The 16,047-nt window shown below is 55.0% G+C and carries 15 protein-coding genes; 5 read left to right on the top strand and 10 right to left on the bottom strand.

Annotation, left to right across the window (positions count from 1 at the left end; translation table 11 throughout):
* The first annotated feature begins 18 nt into the window (after nucleotides 1-18).
* Nucleotides 19-2,631 (top strand): DNA mismatch repair protein MutS, encoded by a 2,613-nt coding sequence (gene mutS / locus PG871_RS01240; RefSeq protein ID WP_270728650.1) that lies wholly within the window; start codon nucleotides 19-21, stop codon nucleotides 2,629-2,631.
* A 3-nt stretch (nucleotides 2,632-2,634) separates the two neighbouring features.
* Here the strand turns inward: mutS and PG871_RS01235 are convergent, their stop codons facing one another.
* The 3 genes from PG871_RS01235 to hrcA are packed head-to-tail and all read right to left on the bottom strand — an operon-like array spanning nucleotide 2,635 to nucleotide 5,375.
* The gene (locus tag PG871_RS01235) at nucleotides 2,635-3,687 is read right to left on the bottom strand and encodes a TPM domain-containing protein (protein WP_270725227.1); all 1,053 of its coding nucleotides are present in this window, start codon (nucleotides 3,685-3,687) and stop codon (nucleotides 2,635-2,637) included.
* A 53-nt stretch (nucleotides 3,688-3,740) separates the two neighbouring features.
* Nucleotides 3,741-4,301, bottom strand: coding sequence for a nucleotide exchange factor GrpE (locus tag PG871_RS01230; RefSeq protein WP_270725226.1), 561 nt, complete (start codon nucleotides 4,299-4,301; stop codon nucleotides 3,741-3,743).
* A gap of 9 nt (nucleotides 4,302-4,310) precedes the next feature.
* Entirely contained in the window at nucleotides 4,311-5,375 is a 1,065-nt protein-coding gene (hrcA, locus tag PG871_RS01225) for a heat-inducible transcriptional repressor HrcA (RefSeq protein WP_270725225.1), read from the bottom strand.
* A gap of 116 nt (nucleotides 5,376-5,491) precedes the next feature.
* Between hrcA and rph the strand changes: the two genes are divergently transcribed.
* The 4 genes from rph to PG871_RS01205 are packed head-to-tail and all read left to right on the top strand — an operon-like array spanning nucleotide 5,492 to nucleotide 8,320.
* Nucleotides 5,492-6,208 carry a ribonuclease PH gene (gene rph / locus PG871_RS01220; protein WP_054004206.1) on the top strand — a complete coding sequence of 239 codons (717 nt, stop codon included), beginning with the start codon at nucleotides 5,492-5,494 and terminating at the stop codon, nucleotides 6,206-6,208.
* On the top strand, nucleotides 6,205-6,816 hold the full coding sequence (gene rdgB, locus PG871_RS01215; protein WP_270725224.1) for an RdgB/HAM1 family non-canonical purine NTP pyrophosphatase: 612 nt from the start codon (nucleotides 6,205-6,207) through the stop codon (nucleotides 6,814-6,816). Before rph ends, rdgB begins: the two co-directional genes overlap by 4 nt.
* Nucleotides 6,809-7,966 (top strand): radical SAM family heme chaperone HemW, encoded by a 1,158-nt coding sequence (gene hemW / locus PG871_RS01210; RefSeq protein ID WP_270725223.1) that lies wholly within the window; start codon nucleotides 6,809-6,811, stop codon nucleotides 7,964-7,966. The genes rdgB and hemW overlap by 8 nt, the downstream gene beginning before the upstream one ends.
* Nucleotides 7,967-8,320, top strand: a complete 354-nt coding sequence (locus tag PG871_RS01205; protein ID WP_270725221.1) for a YbaN family protein — start codon at nucleotides 7,967-7,969, stop codon at nucleotides 8,318-8,320. It abuts the gene before it with no gap.
* Here the strand turns inward: PG871_RS01205 and PG871_RS01200 are convergent.
* The 7 genes from PG871_RS01200 to PG871_RS01170 all read right to left on the bottom strand — a co-directional run bounded on the left by PG871_RS01200 (nucleotide 8,310) and on the right by PG871_RS01170 (nucleotide 15,674).
* Nucleotides 8,310-9,200 carry a ParB/RepB/Spo0J family partition protein gene (locus PG871_RS01200; protein WP_270725219.1) on the bottom strand — a complete coding sequence of 297 codons (891 nt, stop codon included), beginning with the start codon at nucleotides 9,198-9,200 and terminating at the stop codon, nucleotides 8,310-8,312. The genes PG871_RS01205 and PG871_RS01200 overlap by 11 nt on opposite strands.
* 15 nt (nucleotides 9,201-9,215) lie before the next feature.
* A complete protein-coding gene (locus PG871_RS01195; RefSeq protein ID WP_270725218.1) occupies nucleotides 9,216-10,019 on the bottom strand; it encodes a ParA family protein in 804 nt (267 codons plus the stop codon).
* A complete protein-coding gene (gene rsmG, locus PG871_RS01190) occupies nucleotides 10,012-10,635 on the bottom strand; it encodes a 16S rRNA (guanine(527)-N(7))-methyltransferase RsmG (protein WP_270725216.1) in 624 nt (207 codons plus the stop codon). Before rsmG ends, PG871_RS01195 begins: the two co-directional genes overlap by 8 nt.
* Entirely contained in the window at nucleotides 10,635-12,497 is a 1,863-nt protein-coding gene (gene mnmG, locus PG871_RS01185; RefSeq protein WP_270725214.1) for a tRNA uridine-5-carboxymethylaminomethyl(34) synthesis enzyme MnmG, read from the bottom strand. Before mnmG ends, rsmG begins: the two co-directional genes overlap by 1 nt.
* 24 nt (nucleotides 12,498-12,521) lie before the next feature.
* Complete coding sequence (gene mnmE, locus PG871_RS01180) at nucleotides 12,522-13,820, bottom strand: tRNA uridine-5-carboxymethylaminomethyl(34) synthesis GTPase MnmE (RefSeq protein WP_270725212.1); 1,299 nt, start codon at nucleotides 13,818-13,820, stop codon at nucleotides 12,522-12,524.
* A 10-nt stretch (nucleotides 13,821-13,830) separates the two neighbouring features.
* On the bottom strand, nucleotides 13,831-15,102 hold the full coding sequence (rho, locus tag PG871_RS01175; protein WP_270725210.1) for a transcription termination factor Rho: 1,272 nt from the start codon (nucleotides 15,100-15,102) through the stop codon (nucleotides 13,831-13,833).
* Between the two features lie 122 nt (nucleotides 15,103-15,224).
* Entirely contained in the window at nucleotides 15,225-15,674 is a 450-nt protein-coding gene (locus PG871_RS01170) for a CopD family protein (RefSeq protein WP_270725208.1), read from the bottom strand.
* Between the last annotated feature and the right edge of the window lie 373 nt (nucleotides 15,675-16,047).

Raw genomic sequence — 16,047 nt, 5'->3', positions numbered from 1 at the left:
AAGCCAACCGTCACGCCGATGATGGCGCAATATATGGACATCAAAGCACAATATCAGGATGCGTTGCTGTTCTACCGGATGGGCGATTTTTACGAGATGTTCTTTGACGACGCGGTTGCGGCGGCAGAGGCGCTGGATATTGCGCTGACCAAACGTGGCAAACACGAGGGTAGCGAGATCCCCATGTGCGGCGTGCCACATCATGCCGCCGAGGGATATTTTCTGACGCTGATCCGCAAAGGGTTTCGCGTGGCTGTGTGTGAACAGCTTGAAAGCCCGGCGGAAGCCAAAAAGCGTGGCTATAAGGCCGTAGTGAAACGGGATGTGGTGCGGCTGGTGACGCCAGGCACATTGACCGAAGACAGCCTGTTGGACGCACGGCGACACAATTTTTTGGCCGCTTATGCGGTGGTGCGGGACGACGCGGCCTTGGCTTGGGCGGATATTTCGACCGGCGCGTTACACGTGATGCCATTGGCGCCGGTACGGTTGGGACCGGAGTTGGCGCGCCTAGCACCAAGCGAGCTGTTGATTGCGGAAGGCACCGAAGCCGGGCTGGCCTCAATCATAGACGACATGGGGGTGTCGGCAACGTCGGTGTCGCGCGGCAGTTTCGACTCTGTTTCGGCGGAAAAACGGGTTTCGGCGCTGTTTAAGGCGGCCTCTCTGGAGGCGTTCGGCACCTTTGGGCGGGCCGAGGCAGGCGCACTCGGCGCGATTGTCGATTACCTAGAGCTTACACAAAAAGGAAAGCTGCCGCTGTTGCAGCCACCCGTGCGTGAAGCCTCTCAAGGTGTGATGCAGATTGACGCGGCGACCCGGCGCAACCTTGAGCTCACTGCCAGCCTTTCGGGGGGGCGTGCAGGCTCGCTTCTGGCGACGATTGACCGGACCGTGACCGCCAGCGGCGCGCGATTGTTGGAGCGGCGGTTGTCGTCGCCCTCGATGGTGAAGGATACAATTCGGCGGCGGCTGGACTCGGTCTCGTTCATGACCGAGCACCGCAATATTGCTCAAGATGTCCGCGAGAGCTTGAAGCGGGTTCCGGATCTGGATCGGGCGCTGTCGCGGCTGTCGCTTGATCGTGGCGGACCGCGGGATTTGACGGCGGTGCGCAATGGGCTGGGTCAGGCCGGAGATCTTGCAGACCGCGATCTTGGTACGTTGCCCACAGATTTGGCGGAGGCGCGGCGGGCGCTGGAAGGGCATGACGCGTTGCTCGACCTGCTGGAAGACGCGCTTATTGCAGAGCCACCCTTGTTGGCGCGAGATGGTGGGTTCATTGCGCCGGGGTTTGACCCGGACCTGGATGAAAGCCGCGAATTGCGCGATGAGGGGCGCGGCGTGATCGCGACAATGCAGGCGCAGTATTCGGAACAGACCGGAATTACCGCCCTCAAGATTAAGCACAACAATGTGCTTGGCTACTTCATCGAAACCACGGCGAAACACGCGGATGCGATGATGTCGCCGCCACTCAGTGAAACATTTATCCACCGACAGACCACCGCCAATCAGGTGCGGTTTACCACCGTCGAGCTGAGCGAGATGGAAACCAAAATCCTGAACGCCGGCAACCGTGCGCTGGAAATCGAGAAGCGGTTGTTTGAGCATTTAAAAGGCGCGATTTTGGAACGGTCTGCAGAAGTGGCAACGGCGTCCAAAGCGCTTGCAGAGTTTGATCTGGCGGGCGCCCTTGCCGAGTTGGCAGTCAATGACAACTGGACGCGTCCCGATGTGAACGAGAGCAATGATTTCGCAATAGAAGGCGGGCGTCATCCAGTTGTGGAGGCGGCGCTGCGCAAAACTGGTGATCCGTTTGTGGCCAACAATTGTGACCTGTCAGGTGGTGATGCAGCAAGTATCTGGTTGCTGACCGGTCCAAACATGGCTGGTAAGTCAACATTCCTGCGGCAAAACGCTTTGATCGCTCTTTTGGCGCAAATGGGCAGCTTTGTGCCGGCAAACAGCGCAAAAATCGGCCTTGTGAGCCAGCTTTTCAGCCGCGTCGGGGCAAGCGACGATCTGGCACGGGGTCGGTCGACGTTCATGGTCGAGATGGTGGAAACGGCCGCCATTCTTAATCAGGCAGACGACCGTGCTCTGGTCATTCTGGACGAGATCGGACGCGGCACGGCGACATATGATGGTTTGTCGATTGCTTGGGCGACGCTCGAACACCTGCACGATGTAAACAAATCCCGCGCGCTGTTCGCCACACACTATCATGAGATGACCCAACTTTCCGGCAAGATGGCCGGTGTGGACAACGCCACCGTGACGGTGCGCGAGTGGGAAGGCGAAGTCATTTTTTTACACGAGGTCATCCAAGGTGCTGCAGACCGCAGTTACGGTGTGCAAGTAGCCCAATTGGCGGGGCTTCCGGCCGCCGTCGTTGATCGGGCGCGCGTTGTGTTGGATGCGCTGGAAAAAGGCGAGCGGGAAGGCAAAGCGCACAAGGCACTGATCGATGATCTGCCACTCTTTGCTGCAACGCCGGCACCGATTGCGGCTGCGCCAAGCGGGCCGTCTCCGGTTCAGGAAAAACTGGCGGATGTGCATCCCGATAGCCTGAGCCCGCGTGAAGCGTTGAGCCTGATCTATGAGCTGAAGGACTTGGCGGACAAGTAGTCCTTACCAGCTGCCGGACGCGCCGCCGCCGGACGAGCTACCGCCGCCAAACGATGATCCGCCAGATGAGGATGAGCTTGACGATTTTTTGGGGATCACACGCTTAACACTCCAACTGTCGTGGCAGTGCTTGCAGGCGTAATCGATGCGTTTGAGGCCAGTCGAAGTGGTGGTTGAAGATTCCAGAATGGTGGTGTCGCTGTCCAAGGTTTTGTAGCCACAGGAGCGGCACGCACCGTAACCTGAAAACCAATGTTTGTAGCCTTCGATGGTACGGTGATCGCAGCGCATGCAGTGCCACACGTCGTAATCGACGCTTTTGAGGCGTTCCTCGGTGATTTGGCCTGCCTCTAGATAGTCGTCGTCCAAGTCTTCTTGAATGCGTTCCATTTTGGAACGATCGTTGGGGCATCGCCGTGGGCGGTTGCGTTGCCAGCGGCGAAACAGGAAGTATGCCCCGCCGGCCAAGGCTGTCCAAACAGCGTAAATCCAATCACCGATGCGGTCAGCGATGCGCTTGGTTGCGTTGATAGCTTTTTCGGACCCAGTCGCATCAAATTCACCGGGCCAGACTCCTGTAAGTTCACGTATGACACTGTCCACGCCGAGATTCATGCCTTTGAAATAGTTGTCTTTCTTGAAATGCGGGGTGATCGAAGTGTCGATAATGTTTTTCATCGGGAGATTTTTGTCGGTGCCATAGCCGGACCCCACTTCGATCCGCATCAGGCGATCATTGACCGAGATCAGCATCATAACCCCATCATTTCGATCTGCGTCGCCGACTCCCCATTCGTTGAAGAGGCCGGTGGCAAAAGGTTCAATGTCGCCGTTGTGGCCGTAGCTGAACATGCTGTCGATGGTGACAACGGTGAATTCAATGTCGCGCTCTTCGCGCAATTCCACCAATTTTTCCCGGATGGTGGCCTCTTCTTCCACGCTGAGAATGAAGGCAAAATCATTGACGAACAGCTCGTCATAGTCTGGAAAAGACTGGGCGGTGGCAAAAGTCGTCCAAATCAGAAAAGTGGCGATGCCAGAAATCAGTTTGCGCAAAAGAAAAGCTCCCGAAAACTCGGGAGCTTTGTAGCAAGAAAAACAGCGATTGTTTAGCCCGGGTTTGAGCTTACGCCCACTTGAGCCGGACGCAACAGGCGATCGTGCAACATAAAGCCCTGTGCTGAGACCTGAATGATCTCACCGGATTTTGTGTTCGGCACAGGAGCCTCAAACATGGCTTCGTGGATGTTGGGGTCAAACTTGTCGCCAACTTCCGGAGAAATCAGTTCAATACCATGCTTGGAGAAGGTCTTCAGAAGTCCGCGCATGGTCAACTCGATGCCTTCAATCAACGCGGCGGAGGCTTCTTTCTGCTCCTCCGTGATGGTCTCGACGGCGCGCTTCATGTTGTCAAACACAGGAAGCATATCGCGGGCCAATTTGGAGCCGCCATACTGCTCGGCCTCGCGACGCGCCCGGTCGCCACGTTTGCGGGCGTTCTCGGCATCTGCCAACGCACGCATCCAGCGGTCTTTCAGCTGATCGCGCTCGGCGCGCAACTCGTCCAGTTCCAACGCTTCGTCGTCGTAGTCGTCCAGAGACTGAGCAAATTCTTCCGCTTCGGCGTCCGCCAAGTCGTCCAGAAAATCATTTTCTTTCGGTTCTGCCATAGTGCACCTCTAACCGCGATCGGAGAGCAGTTTTCCGACCAGTTGCGCCGTGTAATCCACAATCGGCACGATACGTCCATAGTTCAGGCGCTTGGGTCCGATGACCCCGACCGCGCCCACGATCTTTCGATCAGCGTTCATATAAGGGGAAACCACCAAAGAGGAACCCGAAAGTGAAAAAAGTTTGTTCTCTGAGCCGATAAAAATGCGCACACCGTCGCCATCTTCGGCAAGTTGCAGAAAATCGGCAATGTCCCGCTTGCGTTCGAGGTCGTCAAAAAGGGTCCGGATGCGGTCGAGATCTTCTTCGTCACCCTCCGATCCAAGCAGATTCGCGCGACCCCGCACGATCAAACGTTCGGGTTGTTCTTCGCCATCCGCCCAAAGCGCGAGACCGTTTTCGACCATATCGCGGGCGAGGCTGTCGATTTCCTGACGGCGTTTGGCGATCTCTTGTTTCACGGCGGTGCTGAGTTCTGACAAGGTGCGGCCTTCGGCCACGGCATTCAGAAAATTCGCAGCCTCCCGCATCGAACTTGGGGTTTGCCCAATTGGGGGCGTGAATAGACGGTTTTCTACCTGACCATCAGCGAAGACAAGAACCACGAGAGCGCGATCATGGGCCAAAGACACGAATTCGATGTGTTTGATCGGGGCCTCATGTTTTGGGGCCAAAACCAGAGAAGCGCCTTGCGTTACACCGGACAACGCCGTGGACACACGATCCAGCATGGAGCCTACGTCGCCGGAATTGTTCCCGAGTGTGGCGTCGATCTTTTCCCGGTCGCCTGTGTTCAAATCACCGACTTCTAGCAGCCCGTCCACAAACATGCGTAAGCCCATTTGTGTGGGAACGCGACCAGCTGAAACGTGTGGGCTGTCCAGAAGGCCGAGGTACTCCAGATCCTGCATCACATTGCGGATGGTGGCCGCGCTGACGCTTTCGGACAATGACCGTGTCAAAGTGCGAGAACCCACCGGGTCGCCGGTATCAAGATAGCCTTCGACCACGCGGCGAAACACCTCGCGACTGCGGTCGTTCATCTCTTCGAGAATTTTGCTGCTGTCTGTCATTCACCCGTGCCTTTGCCCTGCCAATAAAATAGCCTGAAAGACAAAGGTCAATCGGGGTTGCGTGTACATAGGTTGCACGGCTATGCCCTGCTCAACCGAAAAAAGGATATTTGCCCATGCGTCCCTCTGGCCGTCAGCTTAATGAAATGCGCGAAGTGTCGATTGAAACCAATGTGACCAAACACGCCGAAGGATCTTGTCTGATCAAAATGGGCGATACGCATGTTTTGTGTACAGCCTCGCTTGAAGCACGAGTTCCGCCGTTCATCAAAGGCTCCGGCCTTGGTTGGGTCACTGCGGAATATGGTATGCTTCCACGCTCAACTTCGTCGCGCATGCGCCGCGAAGCGGCGGCCGGAAAACAGGGTGGCCGTACCGTTGAAATTCAGCGCTTGATTGGGCGTAGCCTGCGGGCTGGCGTCGATCGCGTCGCACTGGGCGAACGACAGATCACTGTCGACTGTGATGTGATCCAGGCGGATGGCGGCACACGTTGCGCATCCATCACTGGCGGCTGGGTGGCGCTGCGTTTGGCTGTGAACAAGCTGATGAAGGCCGGCGACGTGATCACTGACCCGCTGATTTCGCCTGTGGCGGCTGTGTCTTGTGGCATCTACGCCGGTCAACCTGTGCTTGACTTGGACTACCCTGAAGACAGCGAGGCCGGTGTGGACGGCAACTTTATCATGTTGGCGAATGGTCAGATGATCGAGACACAAATGAGCGCCGAAGGTTCCACTTACTCTCGTGACCAAATGAACCAACTACTTGATTTGGCTGAGAAAGGTGTGGCCGAACTGGTTGCCGCACAAGAGGCTGCGGTGTCCGCATGACGCGTAAGTTTTCCGACAAAAAACTGCTGATGGCGACCCATAACAAGGGCAAGCTGGAGGAGATGATCCACCTGCTTGAGCCATTCGGCGTGAAGGTCGTGGGCGCGGCGGAAATGAATCTGCCCGAGCCCGAAGAAACCGAAGACACTTTTGTCGGAAATGCACGCATCAAGGCACATGCGGCCGCCAAGGCGACGGGGCTCCCTGCCCTGTCTGACGACAGTGGGATCACAATCGACGCGCTTGGCGGCGCGCCGGGTGTGTACACCGCCGATTGGGCCGAGACTGATGGCGGGCGTGATTTTGTTATGGCGATGACACGCGCGCACACCGAACTTGAAGCTAACAACGCGCCACATCCGCGCCTTGCGCAGTTCCGCTCGACTCTGGTTCTGGCCTGGCCGGACGGTCATGACGAAGTGTTCGAAGGCGTTGCGCCCGGGCATCTCGTATGGCCGATGCGCGGCAAAGATGGTTTTGGCTACGATCCGATGTTTGTGCCCGACGGGTATGACATCACATTTGCCGAAATGGACCGTTGGGAAAAAAACAAAATTAGCCATCGGGGGCGTGCTGTTGCGGCCTTTGTGAAGGGCTGTTTTGAGTGACGATTGGCAAAATGGAGGCTTCGGCCTCTATATCCATTGGCCGTTTTGTCAGGCCAAATGCCCCTATTGCGATTTCAACAGTCACGTCAGTCAAAAAATCGACCAATTTCGGTGGCTTAGAGCCTATTTGACTGAACTAGATCGCGTCGCCACCGAGACAACTGGCCGGGTTTTGAATACTGTCTTTTTTGGTGGCGGCACGCCCAGTTTGATGGATCCCGACGTCGTTGCCGCCATATTGGAACGGATCCGCGTCCTTTGGCCAACCTCTAACGACATAGAAATTACGCTGGAGGCGAACCCCGGATCGGTGGAAGCGGGTAGGTTTGCTGCTTATCGGGATGGCGGCGTGAACCGTATTTCAATGGGCATTCAAGCCCTGAATGACCGAGATCTACACCGATTGGGCCGCATTCATTCCGTGGCAGAGGCTCGCCAAGCTTTTGATATCGCGCGGAAAACTTTTGATCGGGTCAGTTTCGATCTGATTTACGCGCGCCAAGATCAAACCCTTGATGACTGGCGTTCGGAACTGTCAGAAGCCCTCGCCATGGCGATTGATCATCTCTCCTTGTACCAGCTCACGATTGAACAAGGCACTGCATTTGGCGACCGCTACAACCGTGGAAAGTTGCGCGGTTTGCCCGAAGATGATTTGGCGGCAGACATGTACGAAGTCACGCAGGATATTTGCGCCAAGGCCGGTATGTTGCCGTACGAGGTGTCAAATTACGCAGCATTAGGCTCTGAATCGCGTCACAATCAGATTTACTGGCGGTATGGGGATTATGCAGGAATCGGCCCTGGCGCGCACGCACGATTGACCCTGAACGGGGCTCGCCAAGCGATTGAAAACTGGCGCAACCCGGCGAAATGGCTGGACACAGCCGAAGCAGGGAACGGGGAAAATTTGCGCGAAGGTGTGTCCCGGGACGAACAAGCGGCTGAATTTCTGTTAATGGGCCTGCGTTTGAGCGAAGGCGTCAGTCTGGCGCGATATGAAGCCTTGGCTGGCCGGCCATTAAAAGGTGATCGCGTGGACACCCTGACCGATTTGGGCATGATCTCAGTTGAGGCTGACAGAATGTGCGTGCAGCCAAAGGGCCGCATGGTGCTGAACTCTGTGTTGGCAGAACTGTTGGTGACGTAAATGCGGATCATCTGGCTTATTGGTGGGCTATTGAGCCTTGGTCTCGGGCTGATTGGTGTTGTGCTGCCACTTTTGCCGACAGTTCCGTTTCTTCTGCTTGCGGCATTTTGTTTTGCGCGCTCTTCCGATCGACTTCACGACTGGCTTTTGTCTCACAAAGTCTTCGGGCCGATGATCGAAGATTGGAATCGCAGCGGCGCGATCCGTCCAAAAGCGAAAAGGGCAGCGACACTGTCTATTGTCGCTGTTTTTGGGCTTTCGCTTGTTTTGGGCGTTAAAACGACCGTTTTGCTCATTCAAATGGTGGTTTTGAGCGCGGTACTTTTTTTCATCTGGACGCGGCCTAACGGTTAGCGGTCAAAATGCGACACAACTCGTCAAGCTCATCAAGCGTTTGATAAGAAACAGTAATTTTTCCAGATTCGCCGCCGGTCAAATGATCTACGCTGACTTTCATGCCCAGATTTGCCGAAAGATCGCCTTCTAGCGCGACTGTGTCGGCGTCCTTGTGGGTCTTTGGGCGGGTTTTCTTATTTTGCTCGACGAGAGAGGCCGGTTTTTTTGCCATTTTTTCGGTCTGCCGAACCGACAAGCCGCCCTTGATGACTTTCTTGGCCAATTCCGATGCGTTGTCTGACGTCACCAAGGCCCGCGCGTGTCCGGCGGAAAGGTCGCCGGATTTCAGATGACCGAGGACATCATCGGGAAGGTTCAGCAACCGCATCAGGTTCGCAATGTGGCTCCGGCTTTTGCCAAGTGCTTCGGAGAGCTTCTCTTGGGTGTGGCCAAACTTGTCCATTAACTGACGATAGCCCATCGCCTCTTCAACCGGGTTGAGATCGGCGCGCTGAATGTTCTCGATGATCGCGATCTCGAGCACTTCGGTGTCGTCATAGTCACGCACGACCACGGGCAGTTCGTGCAGCTGTGCCATCTGCGACGCGCGCCAGCGACGCTCACCGGCAACGATTTCGTAGTTGGCGGTGCCCTTTTTACGGACGATCAGAGGCTGAATGACCCCCTTTTCCCGAATGGAATTGGCAAGATCCTCCAATTGGTCAGGAGTAAAATTTCGACGCGGCTGATTCGGATTGGGTTCGATCCGTTCAATTGGCACAATCATATCAGGCCGCTGTGGCCCGTCCGTGCTTTGGCGCGAAGTGTCTTCGGTAACATCCGCCATCAGGGCGCTGAGCCCGCGGCCCAAACCGCGTGTTTTCTTCTTGTCTGCCATGCGATGCCCTCCGGTTTAAGCCGCGATTTTCATGTGTTTGATCAATAGCTCTTTGGCCAATTGCCGATATGCCTCAGCTCCCTTTGATGTGCTGTCATACTCGGTCACCGGTTGCGCGAATGAAGGCGCCTCAGACACACGCACATTGCGCGGGATTTTGGTGTCAAAGACAAGATCGCCGAGATTGTCACGCGCATCCTGCTCAACCTGTTGGGACAGGTTGTTGCGGGCATCAAACATTGTCAGCACCACACCCTCAATGCGCAGGGACTGGTTCGCGGTTTGGCGTACCTCACGGACGGTCAACATAAGCTGGGACAGGCCTTCGAGCGCGAAAAACTCGCTTTGGAGGGGGATAAGCACCGAATGGGCCGCAATCATCGCATTCACCGTCAAAAGGTTCAGCGATGGCGGGCAATCGATCAAAACGTAATCGAAGGAATATTGGTCAATTGCGGTCTGTCGCAGCGCGTCATGCAAAAGGAAGCTACGCTTTTCGTTGGACATCAGCTCGATGTCGGCTGAGCTCAGGTCTACCGTCGCCGGAACAATAGAAATGCCGGGGACATTGGTTGATTGAATGATCTCATTTAGGTCTGTCTCACCCAAAAGCAAGTCGTAGGTGGTAAGTTCACGGTCATCGACGCCTAAGCCCGTGGACGCATTCCCTTGCGGGTCAAGATCCACCAAGAGCACTTTGCAGTCTTCTTCGGCTAAGGCAGATGCGAGGTTGATTGTCGTTGTTGTCTTGCCGACGCCGCCCTTTTGATTGGCAACCGCGATGATTTTGGGGCCTTTTGGGCGCGTGGGATCAGACACGTTCGAGCTCTCCGACCTTCAGAATAACTGCTTGGGGTTCTGTTTTACTTTGAATGACATCCGCTTGAAAAGACCACGATTCCTTTGCGGCAGAGACCTCTTTTTCCCAAGTGGCGCCTTTTTGGAACAGAGCCGTTCCACCTTGTGCAAGGTGGCGTTCCGCAAAATCAAACAAATGCGGCAGGTCTGCCAATGCGCGGGCACTCATAACAGATGCGTTTTGTGGATCTGCCTGTTCAATCCGGGCCGTAAGAACCGTGGCTGTGACCCCGGTTTCGCGCAAGACAGTCCGTAGAAAAGCGCATTTCCTTTGATCGGATTCGATTAGGGTGACTTTTTGAGGAGCACCGGGTTCGTCCATCATCAGGGCGACAACCAGTCCAGGAAATCCGCCGCCGCTGCCAATATCGACCCAATGAGATGTGTTCGGTGGGGCCAAATGAAAGATTTGCGCGGAGTCGAGAATATGGCGTGTCCACAGGTCAGAGATTGTGGACTTGGAAACGAGATTGATCCGAGGGTTCCACTTTGTGAGTAGATCCGCGAGATTCTTTAGGCGGTCCGATGTTTCACGTGAAACATTCAGGTCCGCGAGAATTGTTTCTGCGTCCGACATTAGGCCGATTTTTCCCGCTTGGCTTGCCGCAACTTGGCGGAAAGCAAGGTCAGGGCGGCCGGCGTCATGCCATCTAGGCGACCCGCCTGCCCCAAATTTGATGGTCGCGCAGCATTCAGTTTGCTTTTCAATTCGTTTGAAAGGCCTTCGATGCCACTAAAATCAAAACTTGATGGAATGATCTGACTCTCGTCACGCTTTATCGCTTCAACATCGCGCTTCTGTCGTTCGATATAAGTCGCGTAGAGCGCATCCCGCTCCAACTGTTCGCCTATCTCCGGCTCAATAGACGAGAAACCGTCGTCTAGGGGAACTAAGTCGCCGAATTTTACTTCGGGGAATGCAAGAACCTGAAAAGCGGTGCGGCGGTTACCATCCTGATTCACAGAGATACCTGCGGCATTGATCTCTTTTGGGGTGCGCGCCTCTTTTTGCAACATATCCCTACCGGCGTTCAGCTTCTCCTGCTTGTCACCAAAGATGCGGCGCCGCGACTCTCCTACTAAGCCAAGATCCACACCAATTGGCGTCAAACGCTGATCCGCGTTGTCGGCCCGAAGAGAAAGCCGGAATTCCGCGCGGGATGTGAACATACGATAAGGTTCGGTCACGCCGCGCGTGATTAGATCATCCACCATAACGCCGATATAACTGTCGGAGCGGCTGAAGTGGTGCGGATCTTTGCCTTGCGCAGAAAGCGCGGCGTTTAAACCTGCCACCAACCCTTGTGCGGCGGCCTCCTCATATCCTGTGGTCCCGTTGATTTGTCCTGCGAGATAGAGGCCTGGCACGCCTTTGACCCCCAGCGCAGCATCCAGTGCTCTTGGATCGACGTAATCGTATTCAATCGCATAACCCGGTTGCAGGATTTCAACATCTTCAAGACCGTAGATCGACCGGACATAAGCCTCTTGAACATCAACCGGTAGTGACGTGGAAATGCCGTTTGGATAGACCGTGTCGTCATCCAGCCCTTCCGGTTCCAGAAATACTTGATGCGACTCCTTGTCGGCAAACCGCACGACCTTGTCTTCTATCGACGGACAGTAACGTGGGCCCACGCCCTCAATGTGCCCACCGTACATCGCAGAGCGGTCGAGGTTGTTTCGGATGATATCGTGGGTTTTTGCATTCGTGTGAGTGATGCCGCAAGCAATCTGGCGGGCGGACGGCGCCTTATTCAGGAAAGAGAACATCACGGGTTCATCATCGCCAGGCTGGCTGTCCAGCAGGTCCCACTTGATGCTCTTGCCGTCCAATCGCGGTGGCGTGCCGGTTTTTAGCCGGCCGAGGGGCAATGCAAAGCTATCAATGCGTTCGGCCAGTTTGACGGAGGCCTCATCCCCCATACGTCCGCCGGAGCGAGAAACATCGCCAATATGGATAACGCCGCGCAAGAACGTGCCCGTGGTCAGGACGACGGCGTGGGCCGAAATCTCCGATCCATCTACGAGCATCACACCACGCACCGACGAGCCGTCCATGAGAAAGTCGGTGACCTCTCCCTCTATAATCGTCAGGTTTGGCGTCGCCACAATCTCTGCCAACATCTCAGTGCGATAAATTTTGCGATCTGATTGCGCACGCGGTCCTTGTACCGCTGGGCCTTTGCGGCGGTTCAGAAGCCGAAACTGAATGCCCGCCTTGTCCGCGATCCGGCCCATAACACCATCCAGCGCGTCCACTTCTCGGACAAGATGGCCTTTGCCAAGCCCTCCAATGGCAGGGTTGCAGGACATCACACCGATGCCGGATTTTTTCAATGTCACAAGCGCCGTAGAAGCGCCCATGCGCGCGGAAGCCGCGGCAGCATCTGCGCCGGCGTGTCCGCCTCCGACAACAATGACGTCAAAATGTTTCACGTGAAACACTCCCAAGTCCCGAGGTTATTTGCCGATGCAAAAGCTCGAGAAGATTTCATCCAACAGGTTCTCTACATCGACGTGGCCGACGATGGAATCAAGAGCTCGAATCGCTGTACGCAACTCTTCTGCCCCTACATCATAGTGGTCCGGACCCAATTCGAGAACGGCGCGCGCTGCATTCAATGACTCAGAGGCGCGCTTCATAGCGATACGGTGGCGTTCGCGCGTGGCGACGCCAGAGCGACCAGCCTGATCCGACAACTTGTCCGTGATTTCAGCAATCAACTCTCCGACGCCAAATCCAGTTTTCCCGGAAATAGCATTTTTGGCATCGGAAAGCGTGTCGGCTTTGGCGACGCGCACCACATCATTCTCAAGTGGAGCAAAGTCAGGAAGCGTATCGCCATCAACAAGAAACACCCGTAAATCCGCGGCCTCAGCCCGCTGGCGAGCGCGCTCAATACCGATGCTTTCGACGTGATCATCTGTTTCGCGCAGACCAGCCGTGTCCAACAGGGTCACAGGCAAACCATTCAGTTCCATCCGCACTTCGATCACATCACGCGTGGTTCCGGCGTATTCTGATGTGATTGCCGCCTCTCGCCCCGCGAGTGCATTCAGCAAAGTGGATTTTCCGACGTTGGGCGCACCGAGAATCGCAACCTCAAAACCCGTGCGAATACGTTCAGCCGTATCCACGCCTGCGATTTCGCGATCCAGCTCTGCTCGCACACCAGCCAGAAGACCTGTCACTTCGGGCGTTACGTCGACAGGGACATCTTCGTCGGCGAAATCAATCGTAGCTTCAATCAACGCTGCAGCGCGGATGAGATCCGTACGCCACTTGCCAGCAAGATTTCCAAGGTCGCCCGAAAGCACACGCAGCGCCTGGCGCCGCTGGGCCTCGGTTTCGGCATCGATCAAATCAGCCAAACCCTCGACCTGTGCCAGATCCAAACACCCGTTTTCCAAAGCGCGGCGGGTGAATTCTCCCGCCTCAGCCAATCGCAGGCCGTCCATCTCAGACAGTTCGCGCAAGACTGCGTTCACCACGGCGGTGGAGCCGTGCAAGTGCAGCTCCAGAACCTCCTCACCGGTGAAGCTGTTCTTTTCCGGAAAATAGAGAACGAGGGCCTGATCCAAGCGACGTCCGTCCCGATCCTTCAACAGCTTTAACGCGGCGAGCCGAGGTTCAGGCAAGCGCCCGAAAAGTGCCCTGCCCGTATCAGCCGCCCGAGAACCGGACACACGAACGACAGCGACCCCCGCTTTACCGGGGGCCGTTGCTAGGGCGAAAATTGTGTCAGCCACGTAGGCCATCACGCATCCTTTAGGTGTTCATCGAATCAAAGAAATCGCCGTTGGACTTGGTTTGCCGGAGTTTTCCAAGCAAGAATTCCACGGCATCTGTGGTGCCCATCGGGTTGAGGATACGGCGCAAAACAAAGGTTTTGGCCAAATCGCCCTTGTCCACAAGAAGTTCTTCTTTCCGGGTACCGGATTTGAGAATGTCGATCGCAGGAAAGACGCGCTTGTCTGCCACTTTACGATCAAGCACAATCTCACTGTTACCTGTACCTTTGAATTCTTCGAAGATGACCTCGTCCATACGCGATCCGGTATCGATCAGCGCGGTGGAGATGATGGTGAGCGAGCCGCCCTCTTCGATGTTGCGAGCCGCACCAAAGAAACGTTTGGGCCGTTGCAGAGCGTTTGCGTCCACACCGCCAGTCAGAACCTTGCCCGAAGATGGCACGACAGTGTTGAAGGCACGACCAAGTCTTGTGATCGAGTCAAGAAGGATCACAACATCTCGTTTGTGTTCAACCAGACGCTTGGCTTTTTCGATCACCATTTCCGACACGGCAACGTGACGGGTTGCAGGTTCGTCAAAGGTAGAGGAAATCACCTCGCCTTTTACCGAGCGCTGCATATCGGTGACCTCTTCAGGGCGTTCGTCAATCAGCAGAACAATCAGGTAGCACTCTGGGTGGTTAGCCTCGATTGAATGCGCGATGTTCTGAAGGATCACGGTTTTACCGGTCCGTGGCGGCGCAACAATCAAGGAGCGTTGGCCTTTGCCGATTGGGGCCACAAGGTCGATCACACGGGCGGATTTGTCTTTGATGGTGGGATCTTCGATCTCCATCTTCAGACGTTCGTCCGGATAGAGCGGCGTAAGGTTGTCAAAGGCGATTTTGTGTTTCGCCTTCTCTGGGGCCTCAAAGTTGATCTGAGAGACACCTGTGAGAGCGAAATAGCGCTCTGTGTCCTCTGGAGCCTTCATTACGCCGGAGATGGTGTCACCGGTGCGCAGAGAGAGCTGACGGATCATTTCAGGCGAAACGTAGATGTCATCCGGACCCGGCAAGTAGTTTGCTTCAGGAGAGCGCAAGAAGCCGAAGCCATCTTGCAGCACTTCGAGCACACCGTCGCCAGCGATTTCCCAGCCATCATCCGCGCGTTCGCGCAGAATTTGGAACATCATTTCGCCTTTACGCATCGTAGAGGCGTTTTCGATTTCGAGCTCTTCAGCCATCGCCAAAAGATCTTTGGGGCTTTTCGCCTTCAGATCGCCAAGAGCAAGCTTTTCTTGTGTCATGGAAATATCCTGTGCCCGCCCAAGCTGGGGCGGATCGTCATTTTTGTACATGGAAGACACATAGCCCGGACGGGCCAGTTGGGCAGATATTTAAGCGCTGACTCGGTCTGAGTCAATTCACGTTAGAACTTCACAACCACTGACAGGACAATCACAATCATCAGAAGCGTTGGTATTTCGTTCATCATGCGAAATTGGCGGCCCGTCAGTGTGTTATCGCCGCGTTCGAATTTCTTGCGCATCTGCATCAGCCAGTGATCAAATCCGGTCATGGCAATAACGCAAATCGCTTTGGTGTAAGGCCAGACCGCTGACCAATCCACAATACCTGGCGTGAAGACAAGCATGAGACCCGCAACCCACGCAACAATGCTGGCAGGTGCCATTATGTAGCGCTGAAGCTTAAATTCCATGATCTTCAAAGTTTCATCGAGATTGTCGCCGGTTTCAGCCCGTTCAACGTGATAGACAAACAAGCGGGGCAGGTAAAACAATCCTGCCATCCAAGATATCACCGCCATGATGTGCAGGGACAAAACGTATGGATAGATGTCGGCCAGAATATATTCCACGGTTTCATTCTCCCGGATCGCTTTGCTCCTCTCTAAATAAATAAAGAAATATAGAAAAGGATGATGATTATTTAGGGTCGTCAGTTTCTGTGGATTATTGGGATACCCAAGGAGTTATCCACGGAGGGACAATCATTCTCTGAGTTTTGAACATGTCGGGAAATCATGAATTACTTATATTAATATCAATGGCTTAGGACAAATATTCCAAAGGGGAAACTGGGGATAAACCTGCGGATGGATTGGAAAAACACGGACTTTCCCCACAGGACACGTTATCCTCATCCTCTGTGCGGGAATTCTTGAAAATCCTCCTGAGATGGAAGGAAAATCCCCAGCTTGCAAAATTAGCAAAGTCTTTCCAAAAAGAGTC

It is taken from the genome of Shimia sp. Alg240-R146, from assembly GCF_947331465.1.
GTDB lineage: Bacteria > Pseudomonadota > Alphaproteobacteria > Rhodobacterales > Rhodobacteraceae > Shimia.
Note: the sequence above shows the minus strand (reverse complement) of the source record. Positions and strands in the feature narration are given on the sequence as shown.